Source organism: Halomonas sp., from assembly GCF_031581305.1.
In the GTDB taxonomy this organism is placed as follows: Bacteria; Pseudomonadota; Gammaproteobacteria; order Pseudomonadales; family Halomonadaceae; genus Halomonas.
In genome coordinates, this window is the sequence record NZ_JAVLBC010000036.1 from 1 (window position 1) to 19,481 (window position 19,481).

The window sequence follows — 19,481 nt, forward strand, 5'->3', positions numbered from 1 at the left end:
GCTTTCGACGTTCATCTTCTTGTCGGTCATCGGGAGACCTCGCGAGTCGGAAAAAGTGGAGGCGAGATTCTAGCGGAATTCGCGGTGGGGTGCATTTCGCCGCGCCGCGGGACACCTTGCTTCTTGGGCCTATTCCGCGGCGTCGTGCAGCTCGGCGGCCTGCAGGGTGTTCTCGAGCAGGCTGGCCACGGTCATCGGGCCGACGCCGCCGGGCACCGGGGTGATCCAGCTGGCGCGCTCGGCGGCGGCGGCGAAGTCGATGTCGCCGATCAGGCGGCCGTCCTCCTGGCGATTGATGCCCACGTCGATGACGATGGCGCCGGGCTTGATCCACTCGCCCTTGACCAGGCCGGGCTTGCCCACCGCGACCACCAGCAGGTCGGCGCGGCGGACGTGCTCTTCGAGGTTGCGGGTGAACCGATGGCAGACGGTGGTGGTGCAGCCGGCGAGCATCAGTTCCAGCGACATGGGGCGGCCGACGATGTTGGAGGCGCCGACCACGGTGGCGTCCAGGCCGCGGACCTCGAGGCCACTCGCCTCCAGCAGGGTCATCACGCCCTTGGGAGTGCAGGGGCGCAGCAGCGGCAAGCGCTGGGCCAGACGGCCAAGGTTGTAAGGGTGGAAGCCATCGACATCCTTGTGGGGCAGGATGCGCTCGAGGATCGGGCGGGCGTCCAGATGCTCGGGAAGCGGCAGCTGCACGAGGATACCGTCGATGCGCGGGTCGTTGTTGAGCTGGTCGACCAGGGTTTCGAGTTCGCTCTGACGGGTCTCCGTCGGCAGCGGGTACTTGAACGAGCGGATGCCGGCTTCTTCGCAGGCGCGATGCTTGTTGCGAACATAGACGGCAGAGGCGGCGTCCTCGCCCACCAGGACCACGGCCAGTCCGGGAATGCGCCCTCCGGCCTCGCGGCGTGCCTGCACCTGGCGAGCAACCTGCTGGCGGACGCGGGCGGCAATGGACTTGCCATCGATCAGTTGGGCGGTCATCAAGATTCCCTCTGGTGGGTGGTGGATAGGGCGTAAGATTTTCGCATGCCGGAGCGCGAAGGCAAAGCGGCCGGCTGGCAGTGGCACGGTTCTCGCTTGACCCGCGGTGAAAGATCCGTAGAATACGCAGCGCTTGACGAGGCCCCTGCGGCGGCGTCAGGGCCGTGCAAGAGCCGGCGGGGTGTAGCGCAGTCTGGTAGCGCGCCTGCTTTGGGAGCAGGATGTCGGGGGTTCGAATCCCTCCACCCCGACCACAACCTATTGATTGAGAAAGTTTTATTTCTTATTTCGGGTTGCGGTCAGGCGCTCTGAGACGTAGAATGCGCCCATAGCTCAAGCGGATAGAGCAACGGCCTTCTAAGCCGTAGGCTGCAGGTTCGAGTCCTGCTGGGCGCGCCATGTATCGCATGGGGTGGTCGGTAGCGGTTCAACCGTCGTGTTCGAGCTTTCAGCAAGATCCGTATCGTCGTGGTGGATGTAGCTCAGTGGTAGAGCCCCGGATTGTGGCTCCGGTGGTCGTGGGTTCGATCCCCATCATCCACCCCATCTCGATACGATGTTCAGGCAGTGGTGGATGTAGCTCAGTGGTAGAGCCCCGGATTGTGGCTCCGGTGGTCGTGGGTTCGATCCCCATCATCCACCCCATTGCCTCCCTCGGTAGTTCCCGTTTCCTTCCCGACTCATGTTTCAGCGCTTTCTGCGTGCCTACGCAATTGCCGTACCGGCTATTTCATGCCCCACTGTGTCGATGTCTGTGATCCGATTGATGCGGAAAAACCCCGTCATGCCCCTTGTAATGTGTCGCCAGGCCCCAACTGTCCAGGTATGCGCTTGCCAGTATCGGGTGGGATTCTTAGAATCACCCCTTTGAACCTTTCACGCTTTCACAGAACGCCCCAGTCGGTAGAGGACATTTCATGCAAGTTTCCGTCGATACGACCTCCCAGATTGAACGCCGCATCAAGGTCCAGGTGCCGGCCGCCGAGATCGACGAGGCCGTTGACGCCCGTCTCAAGGATGCCGCCAAGACCGTGCGTCTGGATGGCTTCCGCAAGGGCAAGGTCCCGATGTCGGTGATCCGCCAGCGTTATGGCGCCGGCGTGCGCGACGAAGTGGTGGGCGAAGTGATGCGCGAGCGTTACGTGCGCGCCATCTCCGAGAACGAGCTCAACCCGGCCGGCTATCCGCAGATTGAGGCCAACGTCAACGAGTCGGGCAAGGATCTGGAATTCACCGCGACCCTCGAGATCTATCCCGAGGTCGAGCTGGCCTCCATCGAGGGAACCGAGGTCGAGCGTCCGGTGGTCGAGGTGACCGAGGCCGATGTCGACGAGATGATCGACACCCTGCGCAAGCAGAATGCCGGCTGGGAAGAGGTTGACCGCGCCGCCGAAGAGGGCGACCAGGTCAAGATCGACTTCCAGGGCTTCCTGGGCGATGAGCCCTTCGAGGGCGGCAGCGCCGAGGGTCACGAGCTGGTGATCGGTTCCGGGAGCTTCATCCCCGGCTTCGAGGAGCAACTGATCGGTGCCAAGGCCGGCGAGGAGAAGGAGCTCAATGTCACCTTCCCCGAGGATTACCAGGCCGAGCAGCTGGCCGGTCAGGAAGCGACCTTCAAGGTCAAGGTCCACGAGGTGAAGGGCCAGGCCCTGCCCGAGGTGGATGCCGAGTTCGTCGAGAAGTTCGGCGTCGAGGACGGCGACCTGGACAGGTTCCGCGATGAGGTCAAGAAGAACATGACCCGCGAGGCGAGCCAGGCCGTCGACAACCGCGTGAAGCAGCAGGTGCTCGAGGCGCTCAAGAACGCCAACGACATCCCGGTGCCCCAGGCGTTGGTGCAGCAGGAGACCGAGGGGCTCAAGCGTCAGGCGGCTCAGCAGTTTGGCCTCGGCGAGGACTTCGATGTCAGCCAACTGCCCGACGAGCTGTTTGCCGAGCAGGCCAAGAGCCGCGTCCAGGTCGGCCTGCTGCTGGCCGAGGTGATCAAGAGCCACGAGCTCGAGGCCACCGATGACGAGATCAAGGCCAAGGTCGAGGAACTGGCTCAGCAGTACCAGGACCCCGAGCAGGTGGTCGAGCACTACATGGGCAACGACCAGCTCAAGACCCAGGTTCAGTCGGCTATCCTCGAGGAGAAGGCCGTCGATGCCCTGCTCGAGCAGGCCAGCGTCAGGGACGTGGAAATGAACTACCAGGAAGCCCTCGCGGCGGCCCAGCAGCAGGGCGGGGCCGCCGAGGACGACGAAGAGGCCGAAGAGGCCGAGGCCAACGAGCAGGGCGAAGAGAAGCAGGCCTGATCACGCCCCGGGGTTACCTGCCCGGCACAAGCGCCGGGCAGAGGCCCAAGCGACGCTTCCATTCATCGCATCCAAGGACATCACCCAGATGAGCAACCCGTTCGATATTCAATCCGCCGGTGGCCTGGTGCCCATGGTCGTCGAGCAGAGCGCGCGCGGCGAGCGGGCTTACGACATCTATTCCCGCCTGCTCAAGGAGCGCGTGATCTTCCTGGTGGGGCCGGTGGAAGACTACATGTCCAATCTGCTGGTGGCGCAGCTGCTGTACCTTGAGTCCGAGAACCCGGACAAGGACATCCACCTGTACATCAACTCCCCGGGCGGGGGCGTGACGGCCGGCATGTCGGTCTACGATACCATGCAGTTCATCAAGCCGGATGTCTCCACCGTGTGCATCGGCCAGGCGGCAAGCATGGGCGCTCTGCTGCTGGCCGGCGGTGCGGCGGGCAAGCGCTACTGCCTGCCCAACTCGCGCATGATGATCCACCAGCCGCTGGGCGGCTACCAGGGGCAAGCCTCCGACATCGAGATCCACACTCGCGAGATCCTCGGCATCCGTGACAAGCTCAATCATATCCTGGCCCATCACACCGGCCAGGACGTCGGGACCATTGCCCGGGATACCGATCGCGATAACTTCATGAACGGCCCGCAGGCCGCTGAATACGGCTTGATCGATGCCGTGCTGGAACAGCGCCCGACATCCTGATAGCGTGAATTTCACCCGAATGACCTTCATGCGCTAAGACGTTTCCCGGCGGCCGGCGCCGCCGTGGTGAACCCGACGCCCCCCTGAGTCATCCTCTAGGGGTGTCACTATGAAAGAGGTACGCGAATGGCCGACGGCAAAGGCAAGGACGAAGGTGGCAAGTTGCTCTACTGCTCGTTCTGCGGCAAGAACCAGAACGAGGTACGCAAGCTGATTGCCGGTCCGTCCGTCTATATCTGCGATGAGTGTGTCGACCTGTGCAACGACATCATTCGCGAGGAGGTGCTCGATGCCGATGCCGAGACCGACGAGGAGCGTCTGCCCGCCCCCCGCGAAATTCGTCACACCCTCGACGACTACGTGATCGGCCAGGACCGCGCCAAGATGGTGCTGTCGGTGGCGGTCTACAACCACTACAAGCGCCTGCGCTATGGTGGCAAGGAAGAGGTGGAGCTCGGAAAGTCGAACATCCTGCTGATCGGTCCCACCGGCAGCGGCAAGACGCTGCTGGCCGAGACCCTGGCGCGGCTGCTTAACGTGCCCTTCACCATCGCCGATGCCACCACCCTCACCGAGGCGGGCTACGTCGGCGAGGACGTCGAGAACATCATTCAGAAGCTGCTGCAGAAGTGCGACTACGATGTGGACAAGGCCCAGCGTGGCATCGTCTACATCGACGAGATCGACAAGATCTCGCGCAAGTCGGACAACCCCTCCATCACCCGGGACGTGTCCGGTGAGGGCGTGCAGCAGGCGCTGCTCAAGTTGATCGAGGGCACCACCGCCTCGGTGCCGCCCCAGGGTGGGCGCAAGCATCCGCAGCAGGAGTTCGTCCAGGTCGATACCACCAACATGCTGTTCATCGTGGGCGGTGCCTTCGCCGGTCTCGAGAAGGTCATTCGTGATCGCGCCGAAAAGGGCGGTATCGGCTTCAATGCCGAGGTGAAGAGCAAGGACGAGACCAAGGGCGTCGGTGACCTGCTGCTCGATGTGGAACCCGAGGACCTGGTCAAGTTCGGCCTGATCCCCGAATTCGTCGGTCGCCTGCCGGTGATCGCGACGCTCACCGAGCTTACCGAGGATGCCCTGATCCAGATCCTTACCGAGCCGAAGAACTCGCTGATCAAGCAGTATGCGCGGCTGTTCGACATGGAGGGCGTCGAGCTGGATTTCCGCGAGGATGCACTGCGGGCTGTGGCTCTCAAGGCCATGGCGCGCAAGACCGGCGCTCGCGGCCTGCGCTCGATCCTCGAGTCGGTCCTGCTCGACACCATGTACGAGATTCCCTCGCTTGAAGGGGTGTCCAAGGTGGTGATCGATGCCTCGGTCATCAGCGGCGAGAGCGAGCCGCTGCTGATCTACTCCCAGCAGGAGGCGCAGCGGGTCGACGGCACCGACGGCTGAACCACCGGGCGCGAGGCGCCCTGATGAGGGAGCGGCTTCATCCGCGAGGTGCCTGGCCGGCACCTCGGGTGATGGATCCGCTCCCCTTCTTTTTGTGCGCCGGCGCGTGTTGCCTTGCAATGCGGCCGGTTCGCCCCCACTCCTTGGGTATCCATCCGATTTCGTGTGAGGAACGTCTGCGATGCAGCAGAACGCTGAACAGACCATGAGTCTGCCCCTTTTGCCGCTGCGGGACGTGGTCGTCTACCCGCAGATGGTCATCCCCCTGTTCGTCGGCCGTGAGAAGTCGATCCAGGCGCTCGAGGCGGCCATGGAGGCCGACAAGCGTGTCCTGCTGGTGGCTCAGCGCGAGGCCAGCAAGGACGACCCCGATAACGAGGACCTGTTCGCCATCGGCACCGTGGCCGAGATCATGCAGCTGCTCAAGCTGCCCGACGGTACGGTCAAGGTGCTGATCGAGGGTGAGTCCCGGGCCGATATCCACGAGATCGTCGCCGTCGACGATGGCTACAGTCGCGCCGAGGTGAGCCTGCGCGAGAGCGAGCCGCTCAGCGAACGCGAGCAGGAGGCCCTGGTGCGGGTGCTGCTCAACCAGTTCGAGCAGTACGTGAAGATGTCGAAGAAGGTGCCCAATGAGGTGCTCAACTCGCTCTCCGGCATCGAGGACCCCAGCCGCCTGGTGGATACCATCTGTGCTCACCTGTCGCTGAAGATCGACGACAAGCAGCAGCTGCTGGAGATGGACCGGGTACGCGACCGCATCGAGCATCTGATGGCGCTGATCGAATCCGAGATTGACCTGTTGCAGGTGGAGAAGCGCATCCGCTCGCGGGTCAAGGATCAGATGGAGAAGTCCCAGCGCGAGTACTATCTCAACGAGCAGATGAAGGCCATCCAGAAGGAGATGGGCGAGCTCGAGAACGTGCCCAACGAGGCCGAGAAGTACGAGCAGGCCATCGAGGAAGCCGGCATGCCCAAGGAGGCCCGCGAAAAGGCGCTCCAGGAGCTGGGCAAGCTGAAGATGATGTCGCCGAACTCCGCCGAGGCCACGGTGGTGCGCTCCTACCTGGATTGGCTGGTGGCGGTGCCCTGGAAGAAGCGGACCCGTATCAAGCATGACCTGGTGCACGCCCAGAAGGTGCTCGATGAGGACCACTATGGCCTCGAGGAGGTCAAGGCGCGCATCCTCGAGTATCTCGCGGTGCACAAGCGGGTCAAGAAGCTCAAGGGGCCGGTGCTCTGCCTGGTGGGGCCGCCCGGGGTGGGCAAGACCTCGCTGGGGCAGTCCATTGCCCGGGCCACCAATCGCAAGTATGTGCGCCTGGCGCTGGGCGGGGTGCGCGACGAGTCCGAGATCCGCGGTCACCGTCGCACCTACATCGGCTCGCTGCCGGGCAAGATGATCCAGCGCATGGCCAAGGCCGGAGTCAAGAACCCGCTGTTCCTGCTCGACGAGGTCGACAAGGTCGGCATGGATCACCGCGGTGATCCCTCCTCGGCCCTGCTTGAGGTGCTGGACCCGGAGCAGAACGATACCTTCAGTGACCACTACCTGGAGCTGGACTACGATCTCTCCGAGACGTTGTTCATCTGCACCGCCAACTCGATGAACATCCCCGGGCCGCTGCTCGACCGCATGGAAGTGATCCGCCTGCCGGGCTACACCGAGGACGAGAAGCTGGCGATCGCCCGTCGCTACCTGGTGCCCAAGCAGCTCAAGGCCAACGGCTTCAAGGAGGATGAGCTGTCGTTCTCCGATGACGCACTGCTCGAGTTGATTCGCTACTACAGCCGTGAGGCGGGGGTGCGCGAGCTGGAGCGCCAGATCGCCAAGGTATGCCGCAAGGTGCTGCGCGAGCGCCTCGAGAAGGAGAGCCAGGAGGGCGCCCAGGCATCGCGGATGCTTTCCGCTGCCGATATCGAGCCCTACGCCGGCGTCCGCCGTTACAGCTACGGCCTGGCCGACCAGGAGGATCAGGTCGGGCGGGTGACCGGCCTGGCCTGGACGTCGGTGGGCGGCGAGCTTCTGAATATCGAGTCGGTGATCACCCCCGGCAAGGGACGCCTGGACAAGACCGGCTCGCTGGGCGATGTGATGAAGGAGTCGGTGAGTGCGGCCCAGACCGTGGTGCGTGCCCGGGCGATGGCGTTGGGCATCGACCCCGAGCGCTTCGAGAAAGAGGACCTGCACATCCACGTGCCCGAGGGCGCCACGCCCAAGGATGGACCCAGTGCGGGCATCGCCATGGTCACGGCCATGGTGTCGGCCTACACGGGGCGGCCGGTGCGCTGCGACGTGGCCATGACCGGCGAGGTCAACCTGCGGGGCGAGGTGCTGCCGATCGGCGGGCTGAAGGAGAAATTGCTGGCCGCCAGGCGCGGTGGTATAAAGACTGTGCTAATACCCGAGGAGAACCGTCGCGACCTCAAGGAGGTCCCGGATAATATCAAGGAAGCCCTCGATATTCGGCCGGTGCGCTGGATCGATGATGTCCTGGAGGCAGCTCTGGCCGACAAGTCGAGACCGAAAAATGAGGATGCCCGGTCAGCAGATTCCACCTCCTCGGCGTCGATGGTCAGTACGCACTAACGATAATTTTCTCGCCATACCGGAGCCAGAACCCCGGTATGGCGGGGTTTGGCAGGGAAGTTTGCTTGACAGATCTTTCACCGCATTGCTATAAACTATCGCCATGCTGTGATCGCGTCAGTCAGCCGAATGTCTCGCCGATTAGAGCCAATTCTCGAAAACGTCAAGGGGTGAAGTGTGAATAAATCCGAGCTGATCGAAGCCATTGCCGCGTCTGCCGATATTCCAAAGGCGGCTGCTTCTCGTGCACTGGATGCCATGGTCGACACCGTGACCGATAGCCTGAAGAAGGGCGACAGTGTCTCCCTCGTGGGCTTCGGTACCTTCCAGGTGAAGGAGCGGGCCGCCCGCACCGGCCGCAATCCGCAGACCGGTCAGCCGATCGAGATCAGCGCTGCCAAGGTCCCGAGCTTCAAGGCCGGCAAGGCGCTCAAGGACTCCGTCAACTGAGTCGACGGCGCCTGCCGCACCATTGACGGTTGATTCCATAACAGGCGCATCGCTCCCGGCGGTGCGCCTGTTCTTTTGGTTCTTCGCACCTTGGCGTGATGCTGTTCGACAGGCAAGGAAGTAGGTCGCCTTCCTGTGGGAGCGATCTTCAGATCGCGAATGGAGGCCAGAGGCCTCCCGCATTAGGCGCTCGACTCGGGGCACCTGTCGGCGCCATTCGCGCAATGAATTGCGCTCCCACAAGGGCACTTCGCCTCGTTCACGCAAAAATGCGATGATCCGTTCTTTTGCCAGTTCGCTTTTTCGCCCACCCTCACCGCTGCTGGCGTCGCGTGATGCCCGGTGATGCGTATAATGTGGCGCGACCTGACTTACTTGATCCGAGGCCTGCATGCTGCAAAGTATTCGTGACCGCTCCAAGAGCTGGGGCGCGAAGATCATCATCGGTGCCGTGGTCGTGACCATGGCACTCTTCGGCGTGGAATCGCTGGTCGGGCTGCTGGGCAACAGCGGCGACGAGGTTGCCGAGGTCAACGGCGAGGCGATCACCCGCCAGCAGCTGGAAATGGAAGTCCAGCGAGCGATCCGCAGTGGCCAGGTGCCGCCCGAGCAGGAGCGCGCCCTGCGGGCCGAAATGCTGGAGACGCTGATCACCGACCGCCTGCTGACCCAGTATGCCGAGGAAGGGGGGCTGCATGTCTCCGAGGCGCAGTTGGACCAGCTGATCGTCAACCTGCCGGAATTTCAGGACGCCAACGGGCGCTTCGACCGAGAGCTGTTTCGCAACCGTCTCGCCAGCGCCGGCTTCACGCCGCTGTCGTTCCGCCAGCAGCTCAGCGTCGACGTGAAGCGCCAGCAGCTCCAGCAGGGCCTGGCCTTGAGCGACTTCACCCTGGAGGAAGAACGTGAGCGACTCGCCGCGCTGCAGCGTCAGAGCCGCAGCTTCCGCTACCACGCCCTGGTGCCGGCGGACCTGGCATCGCCCCCCGGGGTCGATGAGCAGGCGCTGGAAGCCTACTACGAGGCCCACCGGATGGATTATCGGCGCCCCGAGCAGGTCAGGCTGAACTATGTGGTGCTTGACCGCCAGCAGATGGCCGAGGAGGCCGAGGTCAGCGAGGAGGCCCTGCGCGAGGCGTGGGAAGAGGGTGCCGCCGAAGCGGATCGCCGGGTGTCACACATCATGGTGACGTTCGGCGACGCGCGCAGCCGCCAGGAGGCCGAGGCCCTTCTTCAGCAGGTGCAGGAGCGCCTCGAGGAGGGTGAGGCCTTCGCTGATCTCGCCGCCGAGGTCTCCGAGGACAGCTCCACCAGCGATGACGGTGGCGACCTGGGCGTCATCTCCCGCGGCTTCTTCGGCGAGGCCTTCGAGGAGGCGGCCTTCTCCCTGGGCGAGGACGAGGTGTCCGAGATCGTCGAGACCGACAATGGCCTGCACCTGGTCAAGGTCACCGAACTGGACCGTCCCGCCTTCGAGGAGAGTCGCGAGCAGCTGCGTCGTCAGCTGGCCAGTGAGCAGGTCAGCAGTGCCTTCAACGAGCGGGCTCAACGTCTGATCGATGACAGTTTTGCCGCCGAGGACCTGGCCAGCGTGGCCGAGGACCTGGGGCTGGAACTTCAGCAGAGCGACTGGGTCGGGCGCGGTGGTGCTGATGGCATACTCTCCGAGCCAGGCGTGATGGAGCAGGCCTTCAGCGGCGATGTACTGGAGGAGGGCTACAACAGCGAGGTGATCGAGCTCGACGAGGATCGCCGCCTGGTGCTGCGGGTGGCCGAACATCGCGAGGCGACCACGTTGCCGCTGGACGAGGTGCGTGACGAGGTCGAGGCGGCGGTGCGCCGCGAGAAGACCCGCGAGGCGCTGGTCGAGTTGGCCGCCGAGCGCGTCGAGCGCCTGCGTGCCGGTGAATCTCTGGAGATCGAGTGGCAGCAGGCCGAGGCCATCAGCCGCCAGGGCGGGAGCAACCTCTCCGATGCGTTGATTCAGGCCGCTTTCCGCCTGCCGCATCCCGAGGGCGACTCACCGGTCTACGGCCATGCCGTGGATGGCGAGCGGGTGGTACTGATCGCCCTGGACGAGGTCAAGCCCGGTGAGCCCAACGAGCAGATCGAGTCTTTCGTGGCCCGCATGGCCGAGCGGCTGCGGGCCCAGGCGGCCATCCAGGGACTGCTCGTTGACCTGCGCGAAGAAGCCGAGATTCGCCGGTAGCGCCGAGCTACAAGCGCCGAGCTACAAGCGCCGAGCTACAAGCAACCCCCGAGGTCATGACCTCGGGGGTTGCTTCTGTTCGGGAGCGACACACACGGTTGGCTGCTTGGCTGCTTGGCTGCTTGGCGACTTATGTTACTCTATAACACCTATTCCGCTTCGATTTATCTTGCTTCGGAGATTATCCATGCCCGCTCCCCTGGCTAATGTGCCTGTCCACCTGGTTACCGGTTTTCTGGGGAGTGGCAAGAGCACCCTGATTCGCCGGCTGATCGAGCAGAAGCCCGAGGGGGAGCGCTGGGCGGTGGTGATCAACGAGTTTGGTCGAGTGGGAATCGACCAGGCGATGTTCGCCGAGCACGACGACCTGGTGGTCAAGGGGCTGCCGGGCGGTTGTCTCTGCTGCCAGCTGGCCTTCGTGCTGCAGGCTTCCCTGGTCAACCTGCTGAATCGCTACCGCCCGGACCGGCTGATCATCGAGCCCTCGGGGCTCGGTCATCCCGCCGGGCTGCTGGACGTGTTGCGCGGCGAGGGTTTTGCCGGGGTCCTGGATGTTCGGGACATCATCGCGCTGCTGGACCCCCGTCGCCTGGACGACCCGCGCGCACGGCAACACGAGACCTTCCGCGACCAGTTGGCCATGGCCGACGGGGTGGCCTTGACCATGACCGACCTGGCCACGCCCGATCAGCGTGAGGCTGCCAGCGCCTGGCTGGGCGAGTTCTGGCCGGCCAAGCGCTGGATCGCCGAGGCGTCCCATGGAGAGCTGCCGCTCTCCCTGCTGCTGGATGGTCGCCGGCATGCGAGGCCGAGCGGGGCTGCTTCTTCCGCTCACCAGGCAGCCCGTCCGGCGGCGGCGACGCTGATGCTGAATGAGGTCGCGTTTCGCGAGCCGGAGCCCGGCAGGCCGCTGCGGGAGGAGGGCGCCTCGCTGGGGCATGCCACCCTGGGGTGGCGCTGGCATGCCGCCGAGGTCTTCGACCTCGACCGGGTCACGATGCTGTTGGGTACGCTGCCAGCGAATCTGCGCGTCAAGGGGGTGCTGCATACGGCAGATGGCTGGAAGCTCTACAACCGCGCCGAGGGCACGGTCAGCTTGACCGACACGGCTTGGCGCCGGGATTCTCGTCTGGAGCTGATCGACGAGGCGGGCCGACTGCCGGCGGCGGAGGCGCTGGAAGCGAAGCTGGCAGGCTGTCTGGTCAACCGATAACCACTCGGTTCCTGTAGGAGCGATCTTTAGATCGCGAAGGCTTTGGCCGCGGAAGCCTTGGCAGCCCCCAACCTTGTAAGAGCGCTGCTTGCGGTGTGAAGGGGGCGGCTGCTGGTGGGTGCCATCCATCGCCTTGCACGCAAGGCTCCCACGACTCAGGAGAGCGAGAATGCCTGCAGCCGAGGCTCGCCACCCTCCTCGATGACGATCTCCCACCCCTGCTCGGGCTGCCAGTCGCCCAGCACATAGCGCTTGGCCGGCTGACCCTCGACCTCGAGCTCGTGCACCGTGGGGCGGTGGGTGTGGCCATGGATCAGCGTCGTGACGCCGTGCTCGGCCATGACTTTCACCACCTCGCCCGGGGTCACATCCATGATGTCCTCGGCCTTGTTGGAGTTGGCTTCACCGGACTGTTCACGCAGTTGCCTGGCCAGGGCGATGCGCTCCTGGATCGGCATCGAGAGTATCTGCTCCTGCCACAGGGGGTGGCGTGCCTGGGCGCGAAAGGCCTGGTAGGCCTCGTCGCGGGTGCAGAGGCTGTCACCGTGCATCAGCAGGACCCGCTCGTTGTCGAGCATTATCACGCTGGGGTCCGGCAGGAGGGTGGCGCCGGCCTCCTTGGCGAAGCGCTCACCCAGCAGGAAGTCGCGGTTGCCGTGCATCAGGTAGATGGCCGCGCCGCTATCGGCCAGGCGCTTCAGGGCCGCGGCAATGCGCGCCGCCAGGGCAGCGTTGCCTGTGGGGTCATGGTCGACCAGGTCGAGCAGGTCGTCGCCGATCCACGCCTCGAAGAAGTCACCGAGGATATAGAGGGCATCACAGCCTCGGGCGTGCTCGTCCAGCCAGTGCAGGAACCCCTCCGTGATCTCGGGGGCGCCGGGGTGGAGATGCAGGTCGGAAATCAGCAGGGTGGTCATGGGCGGCCCTGTTCAGACGGTGAAACGAAGCACACCCGCCGGCGTCTGGAAACGTCAGGCGGGCGTGAGGCAAGGCGGGCGGGGGATCAGGCCTCCGGCTCGTCCTTCACGTAGGCCTTCTGGATGACCACGTCCTCGGCGGGTACATCGGCATGCATGCCGCGACGAGTGGTGGGCACGGCCTTGATCTTCTCGACCACGTCCATGCCCTCGACCACTTCGCCGAACACGCAGTAGCCCCAGCCCTGGACATTCTTGCCGGTGTGGTTGAGGAAGTCGTTGTCGGCGACGTTGATGAAGAACTGGGCGGTGGCGGAGTGCGGGTCCTGGGTGCGGGCCATGGCCAGGGTGCCGGTGGTGTTCTTCAGGCCGTTATCCGCCTCGTTCTCGATCGGGTCCCGCGTCGGCTTCTGGTTGAAGTCGGTGTCGAAGCCGCCGCCCTGGACCATGAAGCCCGGGATCACGCGGTGGAAGAGGGTGCCGTCATAGAAGCCGTCGCGGACGTACTGCTCGAAATTGGCGGCGGTCTTGGGTGCCTTCTCGTGGTCGAGCGCGACGGTGATGTCGCCGAAATTGGTCTGCAGTACGATCATCGATAAGTTCCTGTGCGGTAAAGGGGAGTTGCCTTGGCGTTGCCCATGGCTGTGGCGCTATAATAACGGTTTTGCTTCCATGCGCGAAGCAAGCGAGGGGCCTGGCTCCGCGAGTGCCGATGGCGGCATCGCTCGGGGCTGATCCGGCGGCAGGCCTGCGAGGAGGCGCTGTGACCCCCTCCCTGGGCGCTACCGACGCCATCCCTGGCGTAGGACCTCCTCTACGGCCTGCCCCCGGCGCCCCTCGCTGAGGCACTGCCACCCAATAGCCCTAGGCTCGCCATGCTCGCGCCGCCAGGCCCGCACCTTCAATCAGAGGTTGTTTCTCTCACCATGTCCACCGACACCACCAGCGCGCCGAATTTCATCCGCAACCAGATCCGCGAGGAGATCGAGGCCGGCCGTAGCGGGAAGGTCGTGACCCGCTTCCCCCCGGAGCCCAACGGCTTTCTGCATATCGGCCACGCCAAGTCGATCTGCCTGAATTTCGGGCTCGCCGAGCACTTCGGTGGCGACTGTCATCTGCGGTTCGACGACACCAACCCGGCCAAGGAGGAGCAGGCCTACATCGACGCCATCAAGGCGGACGTTCACTGGCTGGGCTTCGAGTGGGCGGGGCCGGTGCGCTTCGCCTCGGACTACTTCGACCAGCTCTATGCCTGGGCGCAGCACCTGGTGCGCGAGGGCAAGGCCTATGTCGACGACCTCTCGCCGGACGAGATCCGCGAGTATCGCGGCACCCTGACCGAGGCGGGCAAGCCGAGCCCCTATCGCGAACGCAGCGCGTCCGAGAACCTCGACCTGCTCGAGCGCATGCGTAACGGCGAGTTCGCCGAGGGCGAGAAGGTCCTGCGGGCGAAGATCGACATGGCCGCGCCGAACATCAACCTGCGCGACCCGATTCTCTACCGCATTCGCCACGCCAGCCACCACCAGACCGGCGACACGTGGAAGATCTATCCCTCCTATGACTTCACCCATGGCCAGTCGGATGCCATCGAGGGCGTGACCCACTCGATCTGCACCCTGGAGTTCGAGGATCACCGCCCCCTTTACGAGTGGTTCCTGGACAACCTGCCGGTGCCGGTGAAGCCCCGCCAGATCGAGTTCGCGCGGCTCAACCTCAACTACACCCTGACCTCCAAGCGCAAGCTCAAGCTGCTGGTGGACGAGGGTATCGTCGATGGCTGGGATGACCCGCGCCTGCCGACCATCGCTGGCATGCGCCGTCGCGGTTACACACCGGCCTCGATCCGCAAGTTCAGCGAGATGATCGGCGTCACCCGTGCCGACGGCGGCCTGGTGGATATCGCCATGCTCTACCACGCCATCCGCTCGGATCTCGAGGACAACGCGCCGCGCGCGATGGCCGTGCTCAAGCCGCTCAAGGTCGTGCTGACCAACGTGCCCGAGGACGTCGAGGAGGTCTACGAGGTGCCGGGGCATCCGGCACGCGAGGATATGGCGGTGCGCAAGGTGCCGTTCACCCGGGAGATCTTCATCGACCAGGATGACTTCATGGAGGAGCCGCCGAAGAAGTTCTTCCGCCTGGCACCGGGCAAGGAAGTGCGCCTGCGCAACAGCTACGTGATCCGCTGTGACGAGGTGGTCAAGGACGCCGCCGGCGAGATCTGCGAACTGCACTGCTCCGTGGACTTCGACACACTCGGCAAGAACCCCGAGGGGCGCAAGGTCAAGGGCGTGATCCACTGGGTCAGTGCCGAGCACGGCGTGCCCATGGAAGTTCGGCTGTATGACAATCTCTTCCTCGAGGAGCAGCCCGACAAGGACAAGGATGCCGACTTCCTCGAGCACCTCAATCCCGAGTCGCTGGTCACTGTGCAGGCCATCGGCGAGCCGAGTCTGGCAGCGGCCGAGGCCGAGGGCCGCTTCCAGTTCGAGCGGGTGGGCTACTTCTGCGCCGACCGCCATGCCTGCCGTGACGGCAAGCTGGTGTTCAACCGCACCGTGGGGCTCAAGGACGGCTGGGCCAAGGTCCAGAAGAAAGAAGCGCAGAAGAAGGGGTGAACGTGAGCGCTGACATGCAGATCTACAACACGCTGACTCGTCGCAAGGAGCCCTTCACGCCCATCGAGCCGGGCAAGGTGCGCATGTACGTCTGCGGCATGACCGTCTATGACTTCTGCCATCTGGGCCATGCCCGGGTGATGGTGGCCTTCGATGTCATCACCCGTTACCTGCGTGCTCGCGGCTATGACGTCACCTATGTGCGCAACGTCACCGATATCGACGACAAGATCCTCCGGCGTGCCGAGGAGAACGGCGAGTCGATCACCTCGCTCACCGAGCGGATGATCGAGGCGATGCACGAGGACGAGGCGCGCCTGGGCGTGCTCCCCCCGGATCGTGAGCCTCGCGCCACCCGGCATATCGGTGAGATCATCGCCATGATCGAGACGCTGATCGCCAAGGGCTTCGCCTACGCTGCCGACAACGGCGACGTCTACTACCGGGTGCGCCGCTTCGAGCGCTATGGCCGGCTGAGCAACCGCGACCCCGACGAGATGCGCGCCGGGGCCCGCATCGAGGTGGACGAGCACAAGGAAGACCCGCTGGACTTCGTGCTGTGGAAGGCGGCCAAGCCCGGCGAGGCCAGCTGGCCCTCGCCCTGGGGCGAGGGGCGCCCCGGCTGGCACATCGAGTGCTCGGCCATGTCGACCTGCTGCCTGGGCGAGACCTTCGACATCCACGGAGGCGGGCCGGATCTGATGTTTCCCCACCACGAGAACGAGATCGCCCAGAGCGAGGCGGCCACCGGCCATGCCTACGTCAATACCTGGATGCATGCCGGGGCGGTGCGGGTGAACCACGAGAAGATGTCCAAGTCGCTGGGCAACTTCTTCACCATCCGCGAGGTGCTGGCACACCACGACCCGGAGGTGGTGCGCTACCTGCTGGTGGCCAGCCACTACCGCAGCCCGATCAACTACGCGCCGGAGTCGCTGGCCGAGGCGCGCAAGTCGCTGGAGCGCTTCTACAACGCATTGGAAGGCGTCGAGTCCGCGGAAGGGAAGCTGGATGGCCGCTTTGATAAGCGCTTCACCGCCGCCATGGATGACGACTTCAACACCGCCGAGGCGCTGTCGGTACTGTTCGACCTGGCCCGCGAGCTGAACCGCGCCAGGAAGGAGTCGCCCGAGCAGGCCCCCGCAATGGCCGCCGAGCTCAGGCGCCTGGGTGGCATCCTGGGGCTGCTGCAGCAGGACCCTGTTGTCTTCCTCAAGGGTGGGGCGGGTGACCTGCCACTCTCGGAGGAGAAGATCCAGGCGAAGATCGACGCGCGTGCCGCGGCCAAGAAGGCCAGGGACTTCGCCACCGCCGACGCCATCCGCGACGAGCTGGCGGCCCTGGGCATCATCCTCAAGGATGCCCGCGAGGGCACGAGTTGGGTGTTCGAGAAGCCCGAGAGGTGAGGCTTCCCGAAGCCGTTCCGGAATGCCCGGCCCGCCCCACGGTGCGCCGGGCATTTTTTTCGGCCACTCCCCCCTACGTGTTGAACACCACATGGCGCGCTTCATCGTGACACCTGGCGCAGAGGGCCATGCCGGTTGCGTGAAGATGCTCCAACGCACGAGAGCGGTTGCCCCATCAGGGGGCTGGTCGCGGATAGGGCGGCAGGGGAATCTGCCGCGGCCAGTCATCGGCGACCACGAATACCCGCCGCCAGCCCATGTCGGTGTGCCACAGGGCCAACTGGACAGGGGAGGCCGGCTCGCTGAAGTGCTGGGCCAACCGGGCCTCCAGGTCGCGCAGGGTCAGAAGCGCCTCGCGACGGGGGAGGGCGAGCCAGTGTGGCTTGTGCAGCCAGGCGCCGCGGGTGCCTGGCGGCAGACCGTCGCGCAGCCGGTGCCAGTCCCGGACGAACAGCCAGCGACCCTGGAGGTGGTCGGGGGTGGCCTCCCGCGGGGTGGGCAGTGGTGCATGCCAGGGATAGAAGAGCACCCCTGGCATCGCCAGCCGTGCGGTCATCGTCGGCGCCGCCCCGTCCCGCTCAGGGGGCGAGTGGGGCGACAGCAACGGTGCCAGGGCCTCGCGAGCCTCGGGGGAGCCGGCGAGCCTGAGCTGGTGACAATGCAGGTGCTCGCGCTTGGCAGCCAGGCTGTCGGCCCCGCCCGGGCCGATCCAGCGGGCCTGGCTATCCGGGGTTGCCGGCCCCTGCGGCAGGCCCAGGTAGAATTTGATGGCGACCTCCAGGTGCACCGGCCGTGGATCGTCTCGGCCAGAGTAGAGCAGGTCCAGCTCGCCCAGGGTACGCTTGCCCTGATGGACGCGAAGGTTGTGGGCGAGCAGCCGGGTACCCGGCGCCTCGGCGAGCAGGAACTGCCAGAGCCGCTCATGGTAGAGCCCCATGCGCCCCGTGAGGGCCGGGGAGAGGTGCGCTTCCAGTGCGCCGGGTGCGGCTTCCAGCTCACCCAGCCAGGTCACCAGATGATCGTCCTCGTCCAGGCCCAGTTCGCCACGCGACGGGCGACCCGGCCAGGGCATGGCGATCAGGTCGGGGGTGAGCAGGAGCCACCCCAGGTCACGAACCAGCGGGTGGTGGCAATGCTCGAGGAGTCCGCTTTCGGGTAGGGCCATGGCAGTGTCCAGACGTTGACAGGGAATCTGACAGGGAAGCTGTACAGGCCTTATACTCAGCATACATTCACAAGGAACCGGGTGAACATGATGATTCGTCCCCTTTCTCGTTGCGCGGCCCTGGCGGCCGGTACGCTCATGGCCTTTTCTTTACAGGCCCAGGATCCCGTGGTGGTCTCCTCCAAGATCGATACCGAAGGCTCGGTGCTTGGCCAGCTGATCCTTCAGCGCCTCGAGCAGGCAGGTATCGAGGTCGAGGACCGTCTTCAACTGGGTGGCACCAGTATCGTCCGCCAGGCACTGATCTCCGGTGAGGTCGACCTCTATCCCGAGTACACCGGCAATGGCGCCTTCTTCTTCGATATGGCCGACAGCCCCGTGTGGAACGATAGCGACAAGGCCCTCGAGACGGTGCGCGAGAAGGATCGCGAGGCCAACGGCCTGGTCTGGCTGACGCCGGCCGAGGCCAACAACACCTGGGCGATCAGCGTGCGCGGCGAGCTCGCCCGCGAGCATGACCTGGCAACCCTCGAGGACCTCGCCACCTACCTCAATGAGGATGGGACCTTCAAGCTGGCCGCCAGCGCCGAGTTCGTCGAGTCGCCCCAGGCCCTCCCGGCCTTCCAGGACGCCTACGGGTTCGAGCTTTCCGAGGATCAGCTACTGGTGCTTTCCGGCGGCAATACCGCGGCTACCATGCGGGCCGCGGCCCAGCAGACCAGCAATGTCAATGCGGCCATGACCTACGGGACCGACGGTGGCCTGCAGGCCCTGGACCTGGTGGTCATGGATGACACCCGGGGAGTGCAGCCGGTCTATCAGCCTGCCCCGGTGGTGCGCGAGCAGGTCCTCGAGAGTTATCCGGAGATCGAGTCCCTGCTCGAGCCGGTCTTCCGGGCGCTGGACCTCGAGACCCTGCAGCGCCTGAATGGCGACGTGGCGGTGAACGGTCGGGCGCCTGCCGCGGTCGCCGCCGATTTCCTCGACGCCATGGACGACTGAGGCCGCCTTGCGTCTGGAGTCGCGCGGTCCCAACGTTGTCCTGCTGAGTCTGTCGCTGGCTGCGCTGGTGGCCTGGCTGGGGCTGGATACGGTCAGTCTGGCCGCCAATCGTATCGTGCCCGGCACTGGCTATCGCATCGATGCGATCATCGGCCTGGGCGGGGCCCTGGCTTCCAGCGTGCCCTGGCTGGCGCTGGCGGGGCTCGCCTGGCGACCCTCGCGGCGGCGGTTGGTTCTGGCCCTTGCCCTGGTGGTGCTGATGCTGTCGGCTCTGCCGACGTGGCTGGCGCTGTCGACTGTTACCCTGGTCGACAGCGCTCAGGCTCGGCTGGGCATCGGGGCTGGCATCTGGGTGGTGCTCTTTCTACTGCTGCTGGCGCTGATCGAGCTGCGCACTCGCCTGGCCCTGACGCGGCTTGTCGGTTGGGCATTGCTGCTGCCGCCCTTGGCGAGCGCAGCGCTTTGCCTTGCCCGCTGGCTCGAACCCCTGGCGCTGTGGCAGGAGTAT

The 19,481-nt window shown here is 65.0% G+C and carries 14 protein-coding genes, 4 tRNA genes and 1 pseudogene; 15 read left to right on the top strand and 4 right to left on the bottom strand.

Annotation, left to right across the window (positions count from 1 at the left end; translation table 11 throughout):
* Positions 1-129 precede the first annotated feature (129 nt).
* Positions 130-990 (bottom strand): bifunctional methylenetetrahydrofolate dehydrogenase/methenyltetrahydrofolate cyclohydrolase FolD, encoded by an 861-nt coding sequence (gene folD / locus RI841_RS04950; RefSeq protein WP_310704474.1) that lies wholly within the window; start codon positions 988-990, stop codon positions 130-132.
* A gap of 177 nt (positions 991-1,167) precedes the next feature.
* Between folD and RI841_RS04955 the strand changes: the two genes are divergently transcribed.
* The 11 genes from RI841_RS04955 (at position 1,168) to RI841_RS05005 (ending at position 11,862) form a co-directional block, all read left to right on the top strand.
* Positions 1,168-1,244, top strand: a tRNA-Pro gene (locus tag RI841_RS04955).
* Positions 1,245-1,312: 68 nt separating this feature from the next.
* Positions 1,313-1,389, top strand: a tRNA-Arg gene (locus tag RI841_RS04960).
* A gap of 72 nt (positions 1,390-1,461) precedes the next feature.
* A tRNA-His gene (locus RI841_RS04965) sits at positions 1,462-1,536 on the top strand.
* Positions 1,537-1,560: 24 nt separating this feature from the next.
* A tRNA-His gene (locus RI841_RS04970) sits at positions 1,561-1,635 on the top strand.
* Positions 1,636-1,907: 272 nt separating this feature from the next.
* Complete coding sequence (gene tig / locus RI841_RS04975; protein WP_310704475.1) at positions 1,908-3,287, top strand: trigger factor; 1,380 nt, start codon at positions 1,908-1,910, stop codon at positions 3,285-3,287.
* An 88-nt stretch (positions 3,288-3,375) separates the two neighbouring features.
* Positions 3,376-3,996 carry an ATP-dependent Clp endopeptidase proteolytic subunit ClpP gene (gene clpP, locus RI841_RS04980; protein ID WP_310704476.1) on the top strand — a complete coding sequence of 207 codons (621 nt, stop codon included), beginning with the start codon at positions 3,376-3,378 and terminating at the stop codon, positions 3,994-3,996.
* 126 nt (positions 3,997-4,122) lie between these two features.
* Positions 4,123-5,400: an ATP-dependent Clp protease ATP-binding subunit ClpX gene (clpX, locus tag RI841_RS04985; protein WP_310704477.1), complete on the top strand. Its 1,278-nt coding sequence runs from the start codon at positions 4,123-4,125 to the stop codon at positions 5,398-5,400.
* Between the two features lie 181 nt (positions 5,401-5,581).
* Positions 5,582-7,990 (top strand): endopeptidase La, encoded by a 2,409-nt coding sequence (lon, locus tag RI841_RS04990; RefSeq protein ID WP_310704478.1) that lies wholly within the window; start codon positions 5,582-5,584, stop codon positions 7,988-7,990.
* 177 nt (positions 7,991-8,167) lie between these two features.
* Positions 8,168-8,440, top strand: coding sequence for an HU family DNA-binding protein (locus RI841_RS04995; protein WP_040186928.1), 273 nt, complete (start codon positions 8,168-8,170; stop codon positions 8,438-8,440).
* Between the two features lie 391 nt (positions 8,441-8,831).
* Positions 8,832-10,649 (top strand): SurA N-terminal domain-containing protein, encoded by a 1,818-nt coding sequence (locus RI841_RS05000; protein ID WP_310704479.1) that lies wholly within the window; start codon positions 8,832-8,834, stop codon positions 10,647-10,649.
* A gap of 187 nt (positions 10,650-10,836) precedes the next feature.
* Positions 10,837-11,862 (top strand): CobW family GTP-binding protein, encoded by a 1,026-nt coding sequence (locus RI841_RS05005; protein WP_310704480.1) that lies wholly within the window; start codon positions 10,837-10,839, stop codon positions 11,860-11,862.
* 155 nt (positions 11,863-12,017) lie between these two features.
* Here the strand turns inward: RI841_RS05005 and RI841_RS05010 are convergent, their stop codons facing one another.
* Positions 12,018-12,779, bottom strand: coding sequence for a UDP-2,3-diacylglucosamine diphosphatase (locus RI841_RS05010; protein WP_310704481.1), 762 nt, complete (start codon positions 12,777-12,779; stop codon positions 12,018-12,020).
* Between the two features lie 86 nt (positions 12,780-12,865).
* Complete coding sequence (locus tag RI841_RS05015; protein WP_310704482.1) at positions 12,866-13,372, bottom strand: peptidylprolyl isomerase; 507 nt, start codon at positions 13,370-13,372, stop codon at positions 12,866-12,868.
* 333 nt (positions 13,373-13,705) lie between these two features.
* Here RI841_RS05015 and RI841_RS05020 point away from each other — a divergent pair, with 333 nt between their 5' ends.
* Both RI841_RS05020 and cysS read left to right on the top strand, forming a co-directional pair.
* Positions 13,706-15,400, top strand: coding sequence for a glutamine--tRNA ligase/YqeY domain fusion protein (locus RI841_RS05020; RefSeq protein WP_310704483.1), 1,695 nt, complete (start codon positions 13,706-13,708; stop codon positions 15,398-15,400).
* A 14-nt stretch (positions 15,401-15,414) separates the two neighbouring features.
* Positions 15,415-16,806, top strand: a complete 1,392-nt coding sequence (gene cysS / locus RI841_RS05025; RefSeq protein WP_310704484.1) for a cysteine--tRNA ligase — start codon at positions 15,415-15,417, stop codon at positions 16,804-16,806.
* Between the two features lie 175 nt (positions 16,807-16,981).
* Here cysS and RI841_RS05030 read toward each other — a convergent pair whose 3' ends face one another.
* Positions 16,982-17,971, bottom strand: a complete 990-nt coding sequence (locus RI841_RS05030) for a DUF1853 family protein (RefSeq protein WP_310704485.1) — start codon at positions 17,969-17,971, stop codon at positions 16,982-16,984.
* 87 nt (positions 17,972-18,058) lie between these two features.
* On the opposite strand from RI841_RS05030, the gene RI841_RS05035 reads away from it, so the two are divergent.
* The gene (locus RI841_RS05035; RefSeq protein WP_405000913.1) at positions 18,059-18,973 is read left to right on the top strand and encodes an ABC transporter substrate-binding protein; all 915 of its coding nucleotides are present in this window, start codon (positions 18,059-18,061) and stop codon (positions 18,971-18,973) included.
* 7 nt (positions 18,974-18,980) lie between these two features.
* Positions 18,981-19,481 (top strand): annotated as a pseudogene (locus RI841_RS05040) (ABC transporter permease); the annotation flags it as partial.